The sequence below is a fragment of the Kitasatospora sp. NPDC004614 genome (assembly GCF_042873675.1).
GTDB lineage: Bacteria > Actinomycetota > Actinomycetes > Streptomycetales > Streptomycetaceae > Kitasatospora.
On record NZ_JBIALR010000026.1, the window covers coordinates 1 to 19,587 of the forward strand.

Annotated in this window: 10 protein-coding genes and 3 pseudogenes; 8 read left to right on the plus strand and 5 right to left on the minus strand. The window is 71.1% G+C overall.

Going from position 1 to position 19,587, the window contains the following annotated elements:
• Positions 1-874: 874 nt before the first annotated feature.
• Positions 875-1,312, plus strand: a pseudogene (locus ACFYST_RS33325) (serine protease); the annotation flags it as partial.
• Between the two features lie 201 nt (positions 1,313-1,513).
• Positions 1,514-2,242 (plus strand): annotated as a pseudogene (locus ACFYST_RS33330) (putative Ig domain-containing protein); the annotation flags it as partial.
• 254 nt (positions 2,243-2,496) lie between these two features.
• Here the strand turns inward: ACFYST_RS33330 and paaK are convergent.
• From paaK to ACFYST_RS33355, 5 genes and pseudogenes are all read right to left on the minus strand, one after another.
• Positions 2,497-3,837, minus strand: a complete 1,341-nt coding sequence (gene paaK, locus ACFYST_RS33335) for a phenylacetate--CoA ligase PaaK (RefSeq protein WP_387867819.1) — start codon at positions 3,835-3,837, stop codon at positions 2,497-2,499.
• Positions 3,834-3,953 (minus strand): annotated as a pseudogene (locus ACFYST_RS33340) (phenylacetic acid degradation protein PaaD); the annotation flags it as partial. The pseudogene ACFYST_RS33340 and the gene paaK, both read right to left, overlap by 4 nt.
• 261 nt (positions 3,954-4,214) lie before the next feature.
• Positions 4,215-5,351, minus strand: coding sequence for a 50S ribosomal protein L11 methyltransferase (locus ACFYST_RS33345; protein WP_387867989.1), 1,137 nt, complete (start codon positions 5,349-5,351; stop codon positions 4,215-4,217).
• Between the two features lie 12 nt (positions 5,352-5,363).
• On the minus strand, positions 5,364-6,338 hold the full coding sequence (locus tag ACFYST_RS33350; protein WP_387867821.1) for a radical SAM protein: 975 nt from the start codon (positions 6,336-6,338) through the stop codon (positions 5,364-5,366).
• Between the two features lie 738 nt (positions 6,339-7,076).
• Positions 7,077-7,367 carry a hypothetical protein gene (locus ACFYST_RS33355; RefSeq protein WP_387867823.1) on the minus strand — a complete coding sequence of 97 codons (291 nt, stop codon included), beginning with the start codon at positions 7,365-7,367 and terminating at the stop codon, positions 7,077-7,079.
• Between the two features lie 178 nt (positions 7,368-7,545).
• Here ACFYST_RS33355 and ACFYST_RS33360 point away from each other — a divergent pair, with 178 nt between their 5' ends.
• The 6 genes from ACFYST_RS33360 (at position 7,546) to ACFYST_RS33385 (ending at position 19,442) form a co-directional block, all read left to right on the plus strand.
• Positions 7,546-8,379 carry a Scr1 family TA system antitoxin-like transcriptional regulator gene (locus ACFYST_RS33360; protein ID WP_387867825.1) on the plus strand — a complete coding sequence of 278 codons (834 nt, stop codon included), beginning with the start codon at positions 7,546-7,548 and terminating at the stop codon, positions 8,377-8,379.
• Entirely contained in the window at positions 8,369-8,584 is a 216-nt protein-coding gene (locus ACFYST_RS33365; RefSeq protein WP_387867828.1) for a DUF397 domain-containing protein, read from the plus strand. The genes ACFYST_RS33360 and ACFYST_RS33365 overlap by 11 nt, the downstream gene beginning before the upstream one ends.
• A 322-nt stretch (positions 8,585-8,906) precedes the next feature.
• On the plus strand, positions 8,907-12,929 hold the full coding sequence (locus ACFYST_RS33370; RefSeq protein ID WP_387867830.1) for an AAA domain-containing protein: 4,023 nt from the start codon (positions 8,907-8,909) through the stop codon (positions 12,927-12,929).
• Between the two features lie 36 nt (positions 12,930-12,965).
• The gene (locus tag ACFYST_RS33375) at positions 12,966-16,382 is read left to right on the plus strand and encodes a DUF4132 domain-containing protein (RefSeq protein WP_387867832.1); all 3,417 of its coding nucleotides are present in this window, start codon (positions 12,966-12,968) and stop codon (positions 16,380-16,382) included.
• A 356-nt stretch (positions 16,383-16,738) separates the two neighbouring features.
• Positions 16,739-17,311: a transposase gene (locus ACFYST_RS33380; RefSeq protein ID WP_387867835.1), complete on the plus strand. Its 573-nt coding sequence runs from the start codon at positions 16,739-16,741 to the stop codon at positions 17,309-17,311.
• Between the two features lie 172 nt (positions 17,312-17,483).
• The gene (locus ACFYST_RS33385) at positions 17,484-19,442 is read left to right on the plus strand and encodes a PIG-L family deacetylase (RefSeq protein ID WP_387867838.1); all 1,959 of its coding nucleotides are present in this window, start codon (positions 17,484-17,486) and stop codon (positions 19,440-19,442) included.
• Positions 19,443-19,587: the final 145 nt, after the last annotated feature.

The window sequence follows — 19,587 nt, forward strand, 5'->3', positions numbered from 1 at the left end:
TGACCTCAGCAATCTGGCACAACGACCGGACCGGCCAGCCGGTCATGCGCTCGCTGACCGCCTACGACCACTAACCCTTCGCATCATTCATCTAGCGGAAGATGAAGCATCCGCTGAATCCTCCCAGGTCACTGCCGCGCCTGCTCGGCGCGGAGCCCCAGAGTGTTCTGGCCCCTCGCTGGATCGCAAACCACGGTTCGCAGGTCGCCCCCGTTCGGAGGGGGAGGGGCCAGCCGTCGATCGGCGGGGCGAATCGAGTTGTCAACGTCGAGACGGAGCCGACGGCGGCCGCGCCCTGATCCTCACCACCCACGGGCGCGGTCTCCGTAGCCGACCGGCTCGTCTCCACCGCCGACGGGCGCGTCGGCCTCCAGGGTGGCAGTGGCGGTCGGACGCTCCGTCAACTCTTCGGATTCTCCGGCACTCTCTTCTCACGCCTCGCCCTGATCGCCACCGGGCAACTCGCATCCCCGGAGCGGGGGCCAAGGTGCGCGGCCCATCGGCGACGAACGGGTTTCGGTCATACGCGATTTGACGGCGCGCCAGAAGTCCGGCCCGACGGGGGCTTCTGCGGAGGGCTTCGATTGCGAGTTCCGTCGACATGGTTGACCGCATTGAAGTGGCCATGGCATTTTCGTGCGGCGCAGGCGTGCACCAACCGGTCGCACGTCCGCAATCCCCCACGAGGAGAGCCATGTTCAAGAGATTCGCCGCCGCGCTCGGCGCGGGCGCGGTCGTTGCGGGTGCCCTGACCTTCGGTGCCGCTCCCGCGCAGGCCGTTCAGGCGGGCGACCTGACCTCCACCATCGCGCTGAGCAACTGCTCCGCCTCGCTGGTCCGTTACCCGAGCTCGGTGGACACCGACCGGGCGATGATGCTGACCAACGGCCACTGCCTGCCCACCATGCCGTCGGCCGGTCAGGTCATCCAGAACGCGAGCGCCAGCCGCAGCGGCACGCTGCTCGACTCCTCCGGCACCTCGCTCGGCACCGTCCAGGCGGACAAGGTGCTGTACGCGACGATGACCGGCACCGACGTCGCGCTGTACCAGCTCACCGACACCTTCGCCGCCATCACCTCCAAGTACGGGGCGACTGCGCTGACGATCAGCGATACCCACCCGGTCGACGGGTCGGCGATGTACATACCGTCCTCGTACTGGAAGCAGGTGTGGAACTGCTCGATCAACGGGTTCGTCGGAACCCTGCGCGAGGACCAGTGGACCTGGCACGACTCGCTGCGCTACAGCACGGGCTGCAACACCACGCACGGCACGTCCGGTTCGCCCATCGTCGACGCCGCCAGCAAGAAGGTCGTCGGCATCAACAACACGGGGAACGACGACGGCGCGATGTGCACCATGAACAACCCGTGCGAGGTGGCCGCGGACGGCACCACGACCGTCACCAAGGGCCAGAGCTACGGTGAGGAGACGTACTGGTTCACCACCTGCCTGGGCACCGGCCGGGTCATCGACCTGAACGTCAGCGGCTGCCTGCTGACCAAGCCGGCCGGCGCGGCCGTGTCGGTGACCAACCCGGGTAACCAGTCCACTGCGGTCAACGGTTCGGTCAACCTGCAGATCCAGGCATCCGGCGGCACCGCGCCGCTGAGCTACTCGGCCACCGGCCTGCCCGCCGGCCTGTCGATCAACGCCTCCACCGGCCTGATCAGCGGGACCGCCACCACTGCGGGCGGCTCCTCGGTGACCGTCACCGTCAAGGACGCGGCCAACAAGACCGCCTCCGTCACGTTCTCCTGGACGGTCGCCACGAACCAGGGCACCTGCACCCCGGCGCAGATGCTCGGCAACGCGGGCTTCGAGACCGGCACCGCGGCCCCGTGGACCACCACCTCCGGCGTGGTCGACAGCTCCGCCTCGCAGGCCGCGCACAGCGGTTCGTGGAAGGCGTGGATGGACGGCTACGGCTCCAGCCACACCGACAGCATCTCGCAGACCGTCACCATCCCGACCGGCTGCAAGGCGACCCTGAGCTTCTGGCTCCACATCGACACCGCCGAGACCACCACCTCGAGCGCGTACGACAAGCTCACCGTCACGGCGAACGGCACCTCGGTCGCCACGTACTCCAACCTCGACAAGAACACCGGCTACACCCAGAAGACCGCTGACCTGTCGGCCTACGCCGGTCAGTCGGTGACGGTGAAGTTCAACGCCGTCGAGGACGCCTCGCTGCAGACCTCCTTCGTGATCGACGACACCGCGATCCAGACCAGCTGAGCCCCACGGCCCGGCGGAGCCACCCGAACGCTTCCGGTGGATCCGCCGGGCTGAGTCCTCAGCGCGGCGGGGTCGGGTGTCAAGGCGCCCAGCACAGGGTGCGGCCCGCGCCCCGCCGAGCGACCCGGCGGGCCCCGTCGCCGGGCCTCGGCGGGGGTCCGGTCGGGGACGGGGGCGCCGGGCCGGGGGACGCCGGGCCGGGGGACGCCGTCGGACGGAGGACGGGTCATGCCATCAGGGTCCCAGACGTGTGATCACGACTTCCGTGAGTCGACGACCCGGCGCAGCTTGCCGAGCGAGCGTTCCAGGGTGTCCTGGTCGACGACATCAACGCCGACGGTCATGCCGACGCCGTCCTTGACGCCCTTGGCGAGGGCTGCGGCGGCGGCCCCGCGCTCGTCGGCGGTCGCGTCCGGCCGTGCTTCGACACGCACGGTCATGTGGTCCATGCGTCCGCGCCGGGTCAGTTCCAGCTGGAAGTGCGGGGCGAGGGCGGGGATGCGCAGGACGATCTCCTCGATCTGGGTGGGGAAGACGTTGACGCCGCGCAGGATGATCATGTCGTCGCAGCGGCCGGTGACCTTCTCCATGCGGCGGAAGGCGGGCCGCGCGGTGCCGGGCAGCAGCCGGGTGAGGTCGCGGGTGCGGTAGCGGATGATCGGCAGGGCCTCCTTGGTGAGGGAGGTGAAGACCAGCTCGCCGCTGTCGCCTTCGGGCAGCGCCTCGTCGGAGAGGGGGTCGACGATCTCGGGGTAGAAGTGGTCCTCCCAGATGTGGAGGCCGTCCTTGGTCTCGACGCACTCGCCGGCCACCCCCGGGCCGATCACCTCGGACAGGCCGTAGATGTCGACGGCGTGGATGTCCAGGCGCTCCTCGATCTCACGGCGCATCTCCTCGGTCCACGGCTCGGCGCCGAAGATGCCGATCTCCAGGGAACTGGTGCGCGGGTCGATGCCCTGGCGCTCGAACTCGTCGAGGAGCGTCAGCATGTAGGAGGGGGTGACCATGATGATCCTGGGCCGGAAGTCCTGGATGATCTGGACCTGGCGGGCGGTCATGCCGCCGGAAGCCGGTATGACGGTGCAGCCCGCGCGTTCGGCGCCGTAGTGGGCGCCGAGGCCACCGGTGAACAGTCCGTAGCCGTAGGAGTTGTGCAGGATGTCGCCGGGGCGGCCGCCGGCCCCGCGGATGCACCGGGCCACCATGTCCGCCCACATCGACAGGTCGTTCGCGGTGTAGCCGACCACGGTGGGGCGGCCGGTGGTGCCGCTGGAGGCGTGGATCCGGCGGACGTCCTCCCTCGGGACGGCAAACATGCCGAAGGGGTAGTTGTCGCGCAGGTCGGCCTTGGTGGTGAACGGGAAGCGGGCGAGGTCGGCGAGTGTGCGGCAGTCCTCGGGCCGGACGCCGGCCTCGTCGAACTTGCGGCGGTAGAAATCGACGTTCCGGTAGGCGTGTTCCAGGGTGCTCCGGAGCCGGGTGAGCTGGAGTGCCTTCAACTCCTCGGGGTCCAGGCGCTCACCCTCGTCCCGCAGACCGGTCGGGAGTGCGTCGCCCAGTCGCCGGGGTCCGCTGACGGAACGCGTCGTGCTCATCGTGTCTCCTTCACGTCCTTGAGGCTGCGGCTGCGGCTGCGGAACTCCGCGATCACCTCGTCGCCGCGCAGGACGGTGATGTCGCGGATGCCGATGCGGCCGAATCCGGTGCGCTCGTGCCACTCTTGTCGCCCGACCGAACATTCGGTTACTGTCTCGATTTCGGCCAAGTAATCCAGCATCGGCAGTGCCTGTCAAGAGGTGAGCGCATGTCGCCGAACCTGGTGGTTCTCCTCCGCCCAATGCGCCACGTCCGCGCAGTCCTTCGCCTGTCCGACCTACCGTTCACCGGCAGTACAGGTCCCCAGGAAACACCGCCAAGCGTTCCTGGGGCCCTGCCCGGTCCGCGGTCACTGCCGGCGGACGCTCAGGGCGGCTCAGCCGCCGATCGTCTCCGACCAGCGGCCCCGTGACAGGTGGATCACGCCGTCGGGGTCGATGCGTGCCGTGCAGCCGAACAGCGGCAACCCGCCCTCGACTTCGCGCCAGTTCCTGATCCGCTCCAAGTCGTTCCACAGCCGGCGCGGGCCGCTCTGGTGGACGGTCGGCGGCTCGTAGCGCTCCGCCTCTGCCCGTGCCCACGACCCGTCAGGGTGCACGAGGTGGGCCACACGCCTACCCGGTCGCTCTTCGAAGTCGATCTCGATGCCCGGCACCGTGATCGTGAGCATTGACCACGTTTCCCAGTGCTCACGGATGTCCGCCACCGGGTATCGGTACGTTCGTACCTCTTCACCCTCGGACTCCCGAGCGATCTTGAACAGGTGGTCCGGACCGGCGGGGTAGTTCGGACCGTGACGAGTGACCATGAATCCGGCCCAGTCCCGTTGGACATGGCCGGTGGCTCCGCCGCCCGGGTCCTTCCACGCGGTCAGGATCAGGGCGGTGTCGGCGATGGTGGTGACGAGCCGCCCGCCACGGCGGAGCGCCTTGAGCCACGAGACCGGTACGGGGCGTGCGGCCACCGTGGCGACGATCCGGTCGTAACTCCCGGGAATGGGCCCCGTGGCGTCCAGCGTGAGGAACTCCGGTGCCAACCCCATCGCGGCGAGACGGTCCGTCGCCGCACGGGTCAGGTACTCGTCCACGTCCACGCTCGTCACGTGCTCGGCGCCCAGCCTCCGACAGGAAATCGCGGTCAACCCGCCTGCCCCGGTGCCGATGTCGAGCAGGTCGTGTTCGGCGTTGATCCGGGCGTGCCTCAGCATCTTGACGACCAGCTCCGTGAGCGTGGCAGAACTCGTCGCGCGGCCCGTCGGAACGTCGTCCGGCGCCGCATGGTCCGCGTGGAGTCCACCCACACTGGTAACGACGGAGGTACTGCCGTACGCCCGCCGGAACCACAACTCCGGGTCCTGCGCGCCGACCTGGAGTCGCCAGCCACCGGCTTCGACCGGCTCCCACCATCGCGGCATCAGCAGATGCCGGGGCACCTCCGACACCGGCCGTCGCCAGCGGGAGTCGGGGTCGGTTGTCTGCTCGGCCAGTTCCTGCGCGTATTTCGTCCAGCTCATCAAGTGCCCCTTCTACAGACCGAACTGAGGGTTGCACGCCGGCTCGGTCGGGGCACAGGACTGGCTGTCGTTCGGCGGGCAGTGGCTCAGCGTCGTCGGCCCCGGTGCGACGTCGTACTTCGGGGCGCAGGCGGGCGTGTTGGACGGGTCGCAGTCGTTGCTGTCGTTCGGCGTGCAGGCTCCCGTGACGGTGCTGCGCTTCGGCGGGATGCCGGCAGCGATCTGCGCCCACGCCGGGCCGCTGAGGATGCGTCGGAGCCCGCCCGGGTCCTTGACGTTCTCCTTTCCCAGCCACCGGCCGATGACGCACGGGGCAACGGTCCCGTCGGGGAGGATGGCCACCCGGCCACGCGCGCAGTTGCCGCACAGCGCGTCCATGGTCGGCGCCTGCCCGTTGCCGGCCCGGCCGACCCCCCGTGCGTCGTCCACGGTGATGTGGTGAACGCCCAGCGCAAGCAACTCCTGGCGAGCCTGCTCCACGAACTGCTCGTCGTGGCAGCGGACGATGCCGACCCGGAGTGGGATTCCGCGGTTCAACGCCATGACGATGTTGGCCCTGGTCCGCCTGTGGCTCCCGGGAAGGCGGGTCACCCGGTCGTGCTCCCCGGCGTTGACGGAGTAGTACGAGGTGGCCAGCCGAACGCCAGGACGGGTGACGGTCTCCCACGCTGTTTCGGTGAGGTGGTAGAGGTTGGAGAAAACCTCCACTTCCAGGCCCAGGCTCAGCGCGTGGTCCACAAGGTCTCGCCACCCGGGGAAGGCGGTGGGCTCTCCACCGATCAACTGAACTACCGTTACTCCGAGTTCGGCGCACTCGGCGATCACCTTCATCCAGTCGTCGAGCGTCATCGTGCCGTGCGACTGGTGCGGGCCGGAGTCGTTGAAGCAGTGGCCACAGTTCAGCTGACACTTGTTGGTCAGCTCCAGCTCCACCGACTCGGGCACGATGAGCGCCATGCTCTGGGGACGTTCCATGATCGCGGTCACGGGGGACCTCCTTCGCGGTTGTGTGTGGGAAAGCCCCGCCCCGGCAACTGACTGCCCATCAACCACCGGGGCGGGGTACTGCCGATCCGGGCTGTCCGACGGCCGGATCGGCGCCGCCCGGCTCAACCGGGCGGAGTCTGTGGTGTGTGACTACGCGCTCAGGTCAACGAACGGGGGCGGCGGACCCACAAGGTGCACCGCCTACCCACTTCGCGCCGCTGACGGAATCCGGGAGCGTCGTCGTACTCACAGGCCCGCCCGGCCGCGGATCGCGTCCCGGCACAGTGCCAACCCGTGCTGGCGGGCGCGACGAGTACGGACGCAGCCCCGCCTTCGACGCCACCGAGCAAGCCAGTCGGAGCCATACGCGCCGCCGATCATGGCGAGCGCGATGCCGCTGCACGCCCACACCCACCGACGGTCAGGGTCGCTGTCCACCAGGAAGAGCAGCGCAGCCGGCACAGCGGGGCCGGCGCTCACCGCGACCGTCACAGCCCGATCTGCGAGTGCGCGGCCGGTTGTTGCGGGGTTCACGTCGTACCTTCCGGTTCGGCGGACAGCTGCGCGGCCAGGATCGGGCGGACCGACGCCATCGCTTTCCTGTCACAGCTGTCGCAGCAGCCCAGCGGCCTCCACCCGGCCCGCATCCCGACCGGGGCTGCCTTGGCCGCCTTCTCGGGGCTGTAGTCGGACAGCGGGTCGTAGTTCGGGGGAGGACGTACCTCTCCCACTTGGCAGTCACGACGCTTCCCGCCCCGCCGCGTTGATCCGGCTGCCGAGCGACCGGGCCCGGAGCTGCTGACCCAATCCCGACGCCGCCGGCTGCCCGGCCAGCCTGCACCTCGCGGGATCGGCGGACCACTCCCGGCCGCCACGCGGCGGGCGCAGCCAGACCTCACCGTCAAGTTGGCCGGCGTACTCGCCGATTCGGCCGTCGGGGTCCTGCACGAGGGTGCCCTTGGCCAAGCCGTCAGGGAGTTCCGAGAGCGGCGGACCCAAGGGATCGGGGCTGGGCTGACTGAACGTCATGACTGTTGCTCCGTACTGCGATTGCACTCCGCGATGGTCACCGTCTGTGCATCAAGCGTCGCGGTTCGGCGCTACCCTGAACAGGCGCGGCACGTTCCAACCGGATCTCGGAACGCACTGGGGCTCTGGGCCTCGGCGCGTGGAACGTGTGGAACATGAAGGGGGAGAGGGAGCGGCCATGGCCTTTCAGAAGCAGCGACCTGATCCGACTCGGAGTGCGCGCCACTTCTACGCGTCCGAGGTCTTGAGGCTTCGGGAGGAACGTCGTTGGTCCCTCGCTCGTCTGGCAGCTGAGGCGCACTCCTCCCCCGCCTCCCTGTCCCGGGTGGAGAGCGGGGATCACCGCGTCCCGGAGGGCCTGTCCGAAGAGCTGGACAGGGCATTCGAGACAGGCGGTCACTTTGTACGCCTGCTGCCGCTGGCCCGCCAGGAAGACCACCCTGCGAAGTACCGCGAGATCCTGACTCTTGCCGACAGGGCCACGGTGGACGAGTCCTACAGCCCTGGTATTCACGGCCTGCTCCAAACCGAAGCGTGCGCCCGGCGCATCCTCCGCTCCGGCATCCCCTACGGTCCGGAAGAAGAGGTTGAGCAGCGGGTACGCGCGCGGATCGGGAGGCAGATCCGCATGCGGGAGAGCACAGAGTGCCGGTACTGGTTCATCCTCGACGAAGCCGCGATCCGTCGCCAGGTCGGCACCCCGGCCGAGATGGCGGAGCAGCTGCACACCATCCTCGCGGCAATGCGGCTTCCGAACGTCGTGGTGCAGGTGCTCCCCTTCGCCGCCGGCATCCACTCCGAGACCTCATCCATGTCCATCCTTGAGCTGGAGGACGGCCAGCAGGTTGCGTACGAGGAGAGCACGCGGACCGGAACGCTCTTCGTGGAAAGCCATGAGGTTGCAGAGCGCAGGGCACTCTACGATCTGCTGAGGGCTCAGGCGCTGTCCATGGCCGAGTCCGAGCGACTGATCAGAGCTGCGCTGGAAGGACGAGCCCCCGATGGCCCATGACGACCCCAAGTCACCTGCTGAACGCCGCTGGCGTAAGAGCAGCTACAGCAATTCCGACGGCGGCCAGTGCATCGAGGTGGACGACCTGCACCCGGGCCATGTCCGGGACTCCAAGGACCCGAGCGGACCGCACCTGGAGTTCGCCCCCGCCGCCTGGGCGGCCTTCGTAACTGCCACTGTGGCCGGCGAGTTCGGCGACGTCTGACCGCGGACCGGTCTGGAGACCCCACTACCCACCCGAGTAGTGGGGTCTCATCGTGTCAGGAAGCACTTATCCGCTCGCGCCGAACTCCGCACCCGCACGGGCGGGTTGACGGGAACGGCCGCGATCCGGCCGGCCAGCACGGCTGCGACGCTCTTGAAGATCTTGGCGGGCAGGAGCGCGGCCGGCGACGAGAGCAGGGTCTCACGCGGTGGGCCAAGGCCCCACACGCGACGATCCGTACAGTGACTGTCCGGTAGATTCGGCACGCAGCTGATCGACACAGGGGCGGCCACATGCCGCACGTTCAACGCGGGGGCAGTGGGTGCGGAGCGGACACGCGCAGGACCGTCGCCGGGAGGCCCTGCTGGAGTGCTGGCGAGCGATCGAGCTGTTCAGCCCGCCGGCCATCCCTGCGCTGCCGCGCCGGCGCCGCGCCGCACGCTCCGGACCCGCGGACGAATACGTCGTCGACATGGATCCGCAACCGGGCCGGGAACGGCTGCCGTTGCCGTGGGATCCGCAGCACCCGGACACCGCCAAGCGCCGGGCCCCGTACGGCAGGATGTGGCGCCACGAGGTGTACGGGGGCGTCTTCGACCTGGAGCTGCTGCGCCAGGCAATGATCGCGATGCTGCCCGAAGGAACCGACCCGGATCCCGGGGTACCGCAGGCCGAGCTGGTGTTGCCGGGGCAGAGTGCGATGTTCGCGTTGGTCCTGGACGAAGAGGGCCGGCCGATCGAAGACACGTCGGTGATCTCCGCGTGCGCGTGGGCGACCGGTCGACTCTTCGATCCCGGACCGTCCGTACCGGAGTGGCTGGACGGCTTCGAGGACCTGAATGACGCCTTCGGCAACGCGATCGACACGCTGGCCGCCACCCCCGTTCCCTACACCTCGGGCTCCGGACCGGTGCCTGAGCACCAGCCCGACCCGCAAGCCCCGGCGACTCCCGCACCGGCGTCGACGGCCTCCGGATGGCGGGAGTTGCTGGCCGAGATCCTGGGTGGCGCCGCCGTGGGCGCGGTGGGGGCACTGTTCGGCGAGGTCGCCGGCGCCGCGCTGAAGGGCGCGACCGAGCCGCTGGTACGGCGCGCCGCCGACTGGGCTGCTGCCCGCCGTGTCGCCCCGGAGGACGCGGACGACGGCCGACCGGGCCAGACCGAGCGCGGCTCCTCCGTCGAGCCTGCGGCACCCAACCCTGCGGCGTCCGACCCCGGCCCGCCGGCAGGGGAGGACGCCGCGGGTCCCCGGGCGGTGGGTCTTGCCGACTTGGTGGCACTGACCGCGCAGATCGCGGACCTGTGCGGGGTGGAAGCACACCTGCGTCCCCGGGTGATCCGCGTGCGCAGCCGACTGGTCCACCGTCCGCGTGATCCGCGGGCAAAGGTCGCCGCCGCCGCGCCGTTCCTGAACAGCCTTCTTCCGCCCGACCTGGCCCGGGTGCGCGCGGCGGCCGGCCAGGGGCTCGGGCCTGCGCTGGACGCCTACCTGACCGAACAGGGCTCGGTGGACATGGCGGCGCGCACCGATGTACGGCAGGTGCGCGAGGCCGTCCTGGCGGGGGTGGCTCCGGCCCTGGTTCCGGCCGGGCGGTGGCCCTCACCGGCTCGTTTCCCCCTCGCGTTGAGCCAGCAGTTCGCCGTGGACCGGATGCTCGCCGACCGCGACGGCACCGAGGGTGGGCTGTTCTCGGTGAACGGTCCGCCGGGCACCGGCAAGACCACGATGCTGCGCGACCTGGTGGCCGCCCTGGTGGTCGAGCGGGCAACGGTGATGGCCGGCTTCGACCGACCCGGGCAGGCATTCACCGGCCGTGCCTGGCGGGGCCTGGACCGGCAGGGCAAGCACCGGCGCTACGTCGCCCGGCTGGACCCGCGGCTGACCGGGTTCGAGATCGTGGTCACCTCCTCCAACAACGGCGCGGTGGAGAACATCACCGCGGAACTGCCGGGGCTGGACGCGCTCGACGAGCACTGGCGGGGCGGCCCGGACCACTTCTCCGATCTCGCCTCGGCACTCCTCGGCGGCGCTCCGGCATGGGGCCTGGTGGCAGCCGTGCTCGGCAACAAGACCAACCGCAAGGAGTTCGGCGAGCGGTTCTGGTGGGGCCGCCTGCCGGAGAACGAATCCGACGCCCGCACGGCTGCCGGCCTGCCGCCGCTCAGCGGCATGAAGGCGATCCTCAGCAGCTGGATCCCGCCGAACTCGCCAACTTACCGACAGAACCCGGCCGTTGGGACCGGCGCTGCCCCGACCGCGGCCACGACCACGACCGCGGCCCCGGCCCGGCCCGTGCCGTCGTGGCGTGAGGCCGTCGCCGCGTTCCGCGTCGCCGAGGCCGAGGTGGAGCGCCTGCGCGGTCAACGAACCCGCCTGGCCACCGAGTTGGAGGCCGTCGAATCTCCGCGCGCCCGGCAGCGGATCACGGATCTGGACGCCGCGATCGCGCTGGCCGACGAACGGGTGGCCACCTCCGTGACCCGCCTGGCCGCGGCCAACGCCGCCGTCGCCTCCGCCCGTGCCGCCACCGCGACGGCCGAGGCCGAGCTCCGCGCGGCCGGCGGACTGGTACCCGCAGCCCGCCAGGAGCTGGCAGCCGCCCGCGCACGCCTGTCCGGCGCGCGGGAACGGGCCGCGCACCACCGCGAGTACGTGGACGCGCTGACCACCCGCTACGACGCTTCCCCCACCGTCGAACGCGGTGTGCGCGGCGGTCTGCGCCGACTGCTGCAGAGCACCGCCGACCGGCAGGCCGCCGAGCAGCAGCGCGAACGCACCCAGGCCGAGATCCTGGACCTGCTCGTCCAGCAGCGCCGCGCCCTCGACGACGCCGTGGAGCAGGTCGCCGACGCCGTCCACATCGAAGCCCTGGCCGCCGGCCTGCACGCCGACGCCGACCGCGTGGTCGCCGACGCCGCGACCGCACTCGCCAACGCACAGACCCGCGAGCAGGCCGCCCTCGCCCGGGAGAACGCGGCCAGCGCCGACCTCGCGGCCGCCCGCACCGCCGCGACGGCGGCCCGGCGCGACCTGGACGCCGCCGTCGCCGACCTCAGCGTCCGCCACCGCCAACTGCGGGATGCCGCATCGACGTTGCCCTCCCTGCCGCTCGACTGGCTCCACCTCGACGAGCGCGAGCAGGAACTCGGCTCGCCGTGGTCCGACGAGGCCTGGTCGATCGCCCGCAGTGACCTGTTCCTGCGTGCCCTCGACCTGCACCGCGCCCTCGTCGCCGGGGCAGCCAAGCAGGTCCACGGGAACCTCCAGGTCCTCATGGAGCTGATGACGAACACCAACGGGCCGATCCCCGACGAGGAGGTCGAGCGCGCCTGGCAGACCCTCTTCCTCCTGATCCCGGTCGTCTCCACCACCTTCTCCTCCATCGGCAGCATGTTCGCCCGTCTCGGCCAGGGCACCATCGGCTGGGTCCTCGTCGACGAAGCCGGCCAGGCCACCCCGCAAGCCGCCGTCGGCGCCCTGTGGCGCGCCCGCCGCGCTGTCCTCGTCGGCGACCCCCTCCAGCTCGAACCCGTCGTCACCATGCCCACCGTCCTGCAACGCCGGCTGCTTGGTGCCTACGGCGTCGACGACCAGTGGCTGCCCTCGGCCACCTCCGCCCAGGCCGTCGCCGACCGGACCAACCGTTACGGCACCTACCTGCCCGCTCCTGACGGCGACGACGAACACGTCTGGGTCGGCTCCCCCTTGCGCGTCCACCGCCGTTGCGGAGAGCCGATGTTCACCATCAGCAACGAGGTCGCCTATGGCGGCCTCATGGTCTACGGCACGCCACGCAAGGCCTTCCCCGACGAGGAACGCGACGGCCTGCTGCCGAGCCGCTGGCTCAACACCGACGACCCCACCCGGCCACCGGACGCCCCCTGGGGAGAACGCGACCGCCGTGCCTTCGAGTTCGTCCTCGACCGCCTGGACCAGCACGGCATCGATCTCACCCGGCTGCGCATCATCGCCCCCTTCCGCTCACTCGTCTCCGAGTGCAAGAAGATCTGCGGCGATCGCCCCGGCTGGACCTTCGAGGTCCTCGACGAACGCTGCGCCACCGTCCACCGGGCCCAGGGCAAGGAAGCCGACGTCGTCATCCTCGTCCTCGGCGGCGGCCGGCCCGGCGCCCGGGGCTGGGCCGCCCGCACCCCACACCTGCTCAATGTCGCCGCCAGCCGCGCCAAACACCGCCTGTACGTCATCGGGGAACGGAGCCTGTGGGCCCCACTCCCCCACTTCGACGTCCTGTCCGGCGAGGTCGAGGAGTTCGACCACATCCGCGACCGAACCGCCTGGCCTTCGGGGGCAGTCGGCCAAGGGCTTGTCGGTGGGACTCGCTAGCGTTCGCCTCTTGATCATCAGTTCGAGGAGAGGGGCGTGGCTGTGCGGCGCTCGGAGTTCGTCGAGGGCGGCTCGGACAGGGCCGTCGGCCCCGAGGACGAGGACGTCTTCGTCATGCCGGACGCCTGGCGTCGGGCCCTGATCCCGCGCCGGGGCGGCATTCCCCGGAAGCCGTCCGCGCCGGGGAAGAGCCCGGTGACCTCGTACCGCGACGGGCTGCGGCAGCGGGGGGACCGGCTGGAGCAGGCGCTCACCTCGGAGCACAGTGACCCGGAGCTGGTCGCGGCCGCCCGCGCCCACCGGTCCGGCAGCCGGGACCCGCTCGGTGCGGCAGTGCTCGCCGCCGTGTTCTCGTATCCCCGCTGCAACGAGGTCGGCGTGGCCGTGGACGCCTGGGTGGCGGAGTTCGGCCTGCCGTTCGCGGCCAGGGCCACCGTCGAGCTGTTCGCGACGGCTGTCGAGACCGACTGGATCAACCAGATGTCCGTCCACCCCCGCGTCCGGCACGGGGCCGACCACAGGCGCGGCGGGTACCGTCCCGCCGCGGACCGGGTCCGGTCGCTGCTGGCGGACTGCGACGAGGAGACCCACCGCGCGGCGGTCGAGGCCCTGACGGGCTGCCGGAACGACCTGACCCGCCTGGTGGTGGCGGCGTACCTGGTGCCGTCCGAGACCGCCTGGGTGAAGGAGTGCGTCGCGTCGGGCTCCCGACTGGACGGCGTCGAGTGGTCGATGCTGCTGTGCTCGCTCTCCTCGGCGGAGCCGCTGGAGAAGCTCCCCCCGCTGCCGAGCCTGGGCTATGACGGTTGGTCCACCGAGATCATCGCGACCGTGGTGGAGGGCCTCGGCGGCGACGCAGCACCGGTGATGCTGCACGACCTGACCACCAGCTACCACCACAAGGACGGCAGGAAGCGGATCCTGGACGCGCTCGCCGAGCTCCCCTCCGACGAGGGCTTCCGGGGGCTGCTGACCCAGCAGGACGGCATCAAGTCCACCCGCGCTGCCCTTCTGGCCGGTGTCCGCCGCTTTCCCCGGCGTGCTCTGCGCCTGCTCGCCGAGGCCGTGGCGGCCTCCACCGACCCGGTCGCGCAGCAGCTCGCCCGGCAGCTCCTCGCCGGCCACGTCGCGGTTCACCGCGCGACCGCGCTCGAACTGCTGCCGGAGCTGACGCCGGAGCAGGCGGCCATGGTCGAGCCGCTCACCGACCTCGGCGAGCGGGTGCCGGAGGTCGGCCCCGACGCGCTGCCGGAGCTGTTCACCAGCCCGCCGTGGACGCGGCCGCGCTCTGCCGGCAAGCCCCGTGCACTGACCGGCCTCGCCGCGCCGCAGGAACCGCAGATGCGGTGGCTGCCGGGTGAGCGCGAGGCGTGGGCGGAGAACCCCGAGCCCCGGTACACGTACTGGTCGGCCGACGACTGGCAGCGCGTCGCGGCCACGATCCGGGCCAGGATCGGGCAGCCCGAGGCCATGCGACTGCCCGGCGAACAGTACGCCGAGCTCGGGCTGTTCGTGCACGGCAAGGAGGAGTTGGCCAGGCCCCTGATCGCGCACTGGAGCGTCGGTGAGCGCGTCGGGTACGCCGGGGACGACCTGCGCCGGGTCGCCGCCCGCTTCGGGACGGACGCTCTCGAACCGATCCTGGCCGCGGCGATGAGGAACCCGGCCACGCTCGCGCCCCTGCTGCTTCCGTACCTGGACGCCCGGGTGGCCGAGACCATGGCGGACTGGCTGGTGCGCCTCAAGTCGGCCGGGAACACCGCGAGTTCCTGGTTCGTCCGACACGGCACGGACGCGGCCCGGTTGCTGGTGCCCGCCGCGCTCGGGAAGGCCGGGGCAGCCCGGTTCGGCGCCGAGCAGGCCCTGCGGGTGATCGCCGAGGCGCGCGGCGCGGCCGCGGTGCGCGCGGTGGCCGGCGAGTTCGGGCCGAAGGCGGAGGAGGCCGTGGGCACGCTGCTGTCGGCCGACCCGCTGGTGACCGCGCTCCCGGCGAAGCTGCCCCCGCCCTGCGACTGGGCGGAGCCGGTGACGCTGCCGCAGCTGCTGCTGCGCGGCGGCGAGCGCGCCCTGCCCACCGAGGCGGTGCGGCACGTGCTCACCATGCTCGCGCTGTCCGGCCCCAAGGCGTTCTACCCCGGCCTCGACGAGGTGGCCCTGCTGTGCGAGCCGCAGTCGTTGACGGAGTTCTGCTGGGCGGTGTTCGAGCAGTGGCGGCTGGCCGGCATGCCCGCCCAGGACGGCTGGGCGCTGCACGTGCTCGGCCGGTTCGGTGACGACGGGACGGTCCGCCGGCTGACGCTGGTGCTCCGCGCCTGGCCCGGCGAGGGGGCCCACCACCGAGCGGTGGACGGCCTGGAGGTGCTGGCCGCCATCGGCACCGACGTGGCCCTGCTGCACCTGCACGGCATCGCGCAGCGGGTGAAGTTCAAGGCGCTCAAGACCCGGGCCCAGGAGAAGATCTCCGAGGTGGCGGCCGGTCTCGGCCTGACCGGGGAGCAGCTGTCCGACCGCCTGGTCCCGGACTTCGGGCTGGAGGCCGACGGGACCACCGTCATCGACTACGGCACCCGGACGTTCACGGTCGGCTTCGACGAGCAGCTCAAGCCGTACGTGCTCGACGCGGCCGGCGCCCGCCGCAAGGACCTGCCCGCCCCGGGAGCGCGGGACGACGCCGAGCTGGCGCCCGCCGAGCGCAAGCGCTTCGCCGCGCTCAAGAAGGACGTCCGCACGGTGGCGGGGGACCAGATCCGCCGCCTGGAGGAGGCGATGGTCACTGGGCGCTCTTGGACGGCACAGGAGTTCGACCAGCTCTTCATCGGGCATCCGCTGCTGTGGCACCTGGTGCGCCGCCTGGTGTGGCTGTCCGGGACGGACGGCACGGTGACGGCGTTCCGCCTCGCCGAGGACCGCACCCTGGCGGACGTCCGGAACGAGGCGTTCACGCTGCCGGCCACGGCCTCCGTCCGGCTGGCGCACCCGCTCCTGCTCGGCGACGGCCTCGGCGACGGCCTCACCGACTGGTCGGAGCTGTTCGCCGACTACGAGATCCTGCAGCCGTTCCGTCAACTCGGCCGCCCGGTGTACACGCTGACCGACGAGGAGCGGGCCGGCCACCGCCTGACCCGCTTCGAGAACGGTCCGGTGCTGCCCACCGCCCGGCTGGTCGGCATGGAACGACGCGGCTGGCGCCGCGGCGAGCCCGCGGACAACGGCATCGAACGCTGGCTGTCCCGCCGGGTCGGCCCCGACCTCTACGTGGTGATCGCCCCGGACGAGGGCATCGCCGTCGGCATGCACGACTCCTACCCCGAGCAGCGCCTGGAAACGGTGTGGCTCGACAGGCGCCCGGGCGACTACTGGACCCACAACCGCACCTTCCCGACCTTCGCCGAGCTCGACCCGGTGATCGCCTCCGAGGTGATCGCCGACCTCACCGAACTGACCACGCGGTGACACCAAACCACCCTCTCGACCAACACCCCGGGAAGGTTGCCATGACCACGACCACTGCCGAGGAGGAGCTTCAGCAGCCGCCCGCCGAGGTTCGGTAGGCCGAGAAGCCGGCGGCATCGCCCGCCGAAGACCGCGCCCCGTGCCCGCACCGGGAGCCGAGCCTGCGCACGGTCCGCCGGTTCGTCGTCGGCGACGAGGCCCCTCCATCACCCGCGAGTTCGTCGGGGGCCGACGGTCCGCGTAACGCGCACCCGACGAGCTTGAAACACACGTCGTCTGTCGTACCCGTGTCTCAAGTTCGGCGGGTAGGTACCAGCCTTCGCTGGTGGGTGCCAGGAGGAGGTGTCGGATGCGGAGTGGGCGGTGGTGCGGCCGCTGCTGTCGTTGCCGGGCCGGGTGCGCGGGCCGAGCAGGATCCGGAGCCGAGCGCGGGCGTGATCGACTCTCGGTCGGTCAAGGCGGACGCCGTCGTCGGCCCTGACAGCCGCGGCCTCGACGGCGGCAAACGGGTCAACGACCGCAAGCGGCACGCGATGGTCGAAACCCTCGGCCTGCCGCTGGGGGTGATGGTCACCGCGGCGGACATCGGCGACCGCGCCGCCGCCCGGGTGCTGCTCGGCCGAGTCGCCGCCGCGCACCACCTGCTGGCGCTGGTCCGGGCCGGCGGCGGCTACCTCGGCAGCCCCCGGCGGGCGGTGGGCGACGTGCACAGGAGTCCTTTCGCCGGGTGCGGAGAAACCCTTTGCCCGCATGGTTCGCGTGACGAAGAAAATGGCGGCGATCCGTTTCCCGGAGGAGGCGGCCCGGGAATGCGCCGAGAAATCTCGGAGCCCGCTCGCCATCCGCCATGCAATCACCTTCGGCCCGCATTCCGCCAGGAGGAACATCAGGCGGAAACCATGGGGAAGTTCCAGCAGAAGCCGCACTGAACAGGCAAGATCGGCGAGAAACAGCCGGAGTGGCTTGATCGTACGTCAGTTGACTGTCGCGCCTGACGGGATTTGCGATATACCGTCCCGGGCACTTCCTGCCCGGCAATCCGCCAATCTCCTCCTGGCGTGATCACCTGCCGACCTCGAATCTCGAATGAGGGGAAATCACATGGCAATCGGACGACGGCAACTCCTCACCTCCGTCGCGCTGACCGCCCTCGCCGCACCCGTCCTGGCCAAGGGGAGCACGACCCGCGCCGCCGCGGCCACGGATACGGGTACGGGCACGGGTACGGCCGCGCGGATGGCCGCCGGCTCCGGGCCGCTGTTCATGCAGGTCGTCGCCCACGAGGACGACGACATCCTGTTCATGAACCCGGACCTGTCCAACGCCCTCGCCAACGGCACGCCGTCCGTCACGGTGTTCGTCACCGCAGGGAACATCACCGGCGACCCGTGCGCGGGCGGCTGCTGGGACCCGGCCGGCGACCCGCTGCGCACCTGGAACCGCCAGATGGGCGCCGTCAACGCCTACTCCCGGATGAGCGGGGTCGGCGACAACGACCCGGCGACCGACGAGATCGGGCACTGGGTGGTCGAGGCGTGGACGGTCGCGGGCAAGCAGGTCGAGCGGTACATGCTCAGGGACCGGTCGGTTCACCTGATCTTCCTCAACCTGCACGACGCCGGGCTCGCCAACGTGCTGAACGGCGGCACCGACACCACGGTCGTCCCGAAGGACAGCCCGCTGTCCGGGCCGTCGGCCTACACGGCGGCGGACGTCGTCGAGGTGCTGCGGCAGATCATGGTGACGTACCGGCCGACCGTGCTCCGGGCCCAGGACGAACTCCCGGACACCCGCTACAAGGACGACCACTCGGACCACATCTCCGCCGCGAAGTTCGCAGGCATGGCGGCGAGCCAGTACGGCGGCTCGCTGATCCAGGTGAACTACCGGGACTACAACATCAGCGACTGCCCGGTGAACCTCGACCCGGCGACGGTCGGCGCAAAGGGTGTGTTCGTCTCCGAGTACGCCAGCCACGACCACTCGGGGAACTACGAGACCGCCTGGTTCTCCCGGATGTACTACCGCTGGTCGCGGGGCACCTCCTGGGCCGGGCTGAACCAGGACGGCCGGCCGCAGGTCTTCGTCGTCCGGGCGGGCTCCCTCTACACGTACTGGCGCCAGGGAGACGGCAGTTGGGGCGGCCCGGCGCGGTTCGCCGACCCGGGCGGGCGGCTGGCGCCGGGCATCGCCGTCGGCACCAACGCGGACGGCCGGATGGAGGTCTTCGCCCGCCGCCTGACCGACCACCACATCGTCTCCGTCCCGCAGACCACGCCCAACGGCGTGTGGCGGGACAGCTGGGCCGACCTCGGCAACCCCAACGCCGGGCTCAGCAACGCGGGCCAGGTCGGCGTGCCCGCGGTGGTCGCCTCCCAGGACGGCCGGCTGGAGCTCTTCGTCAAGAACGGCGGCGGCGGCCTCAGCGCGATCCGGCAGACCAGCCCGAACGGCGCCTGGACGACCACTTGGGACGACCTGCGCGGCACCGACATCCAGGACCCGGTCACCGCGATCCGCAACGGCGTCGGGAGGATCGAGGTCTTCGCCAGCACCCGCGACGGGGTCGTCAACTGGTGGCAGACCGCTCCGAACGACGCCATCAACGGCCCGGGCCCGATCCCGAACTCCCGGCCGGCCAGCCCGCCCAAGGCCGCGCTCGACCAGGACGGCCGCATCGAACTCGCCTACCGCGAGGCCGGCACCGGCGCGATGCTCGTCAGCTACCAGACCCAGCCCGGCGGACCGTGGAGCCAGTACCCGACCAGCCTCGGCGGCCACCAGGGCGTGGGCGAGCCGGCGATGGCCAACCTCGGCGGGCGGGTCGTCCTGTTCGAACGCAACGGCGGCGGCGGCGTGAGCACCACCGCCCAGACCGCCCCGAACGCCGGCTACGGCGCCTGGCAGGACCTCGGCGGCACCGTCCTCGACTACCCGACCGCACTCGTCGACGGCGCCGGTGTCCTGTACGTCTTCGCCATCGGGACGGACGGCCGCGTCTACTACCGCACGGGCACGACGCCCACCAGCCTCGGCGGCTGGCAGGCCATGCCCCTGTGACCGCCGGTCCCGCCGACCGGTCGGGCACCTTCCCGACCGGCCGGCGGGCCGGGTCCGCGGAAGCGCCGGTGGGAGCGCTCTCACCGTTGCTGAGAGGCCGTCACGTCCCGTTGTTCCTTGCTGAACCAGTGGCGCGTGTCGCGGC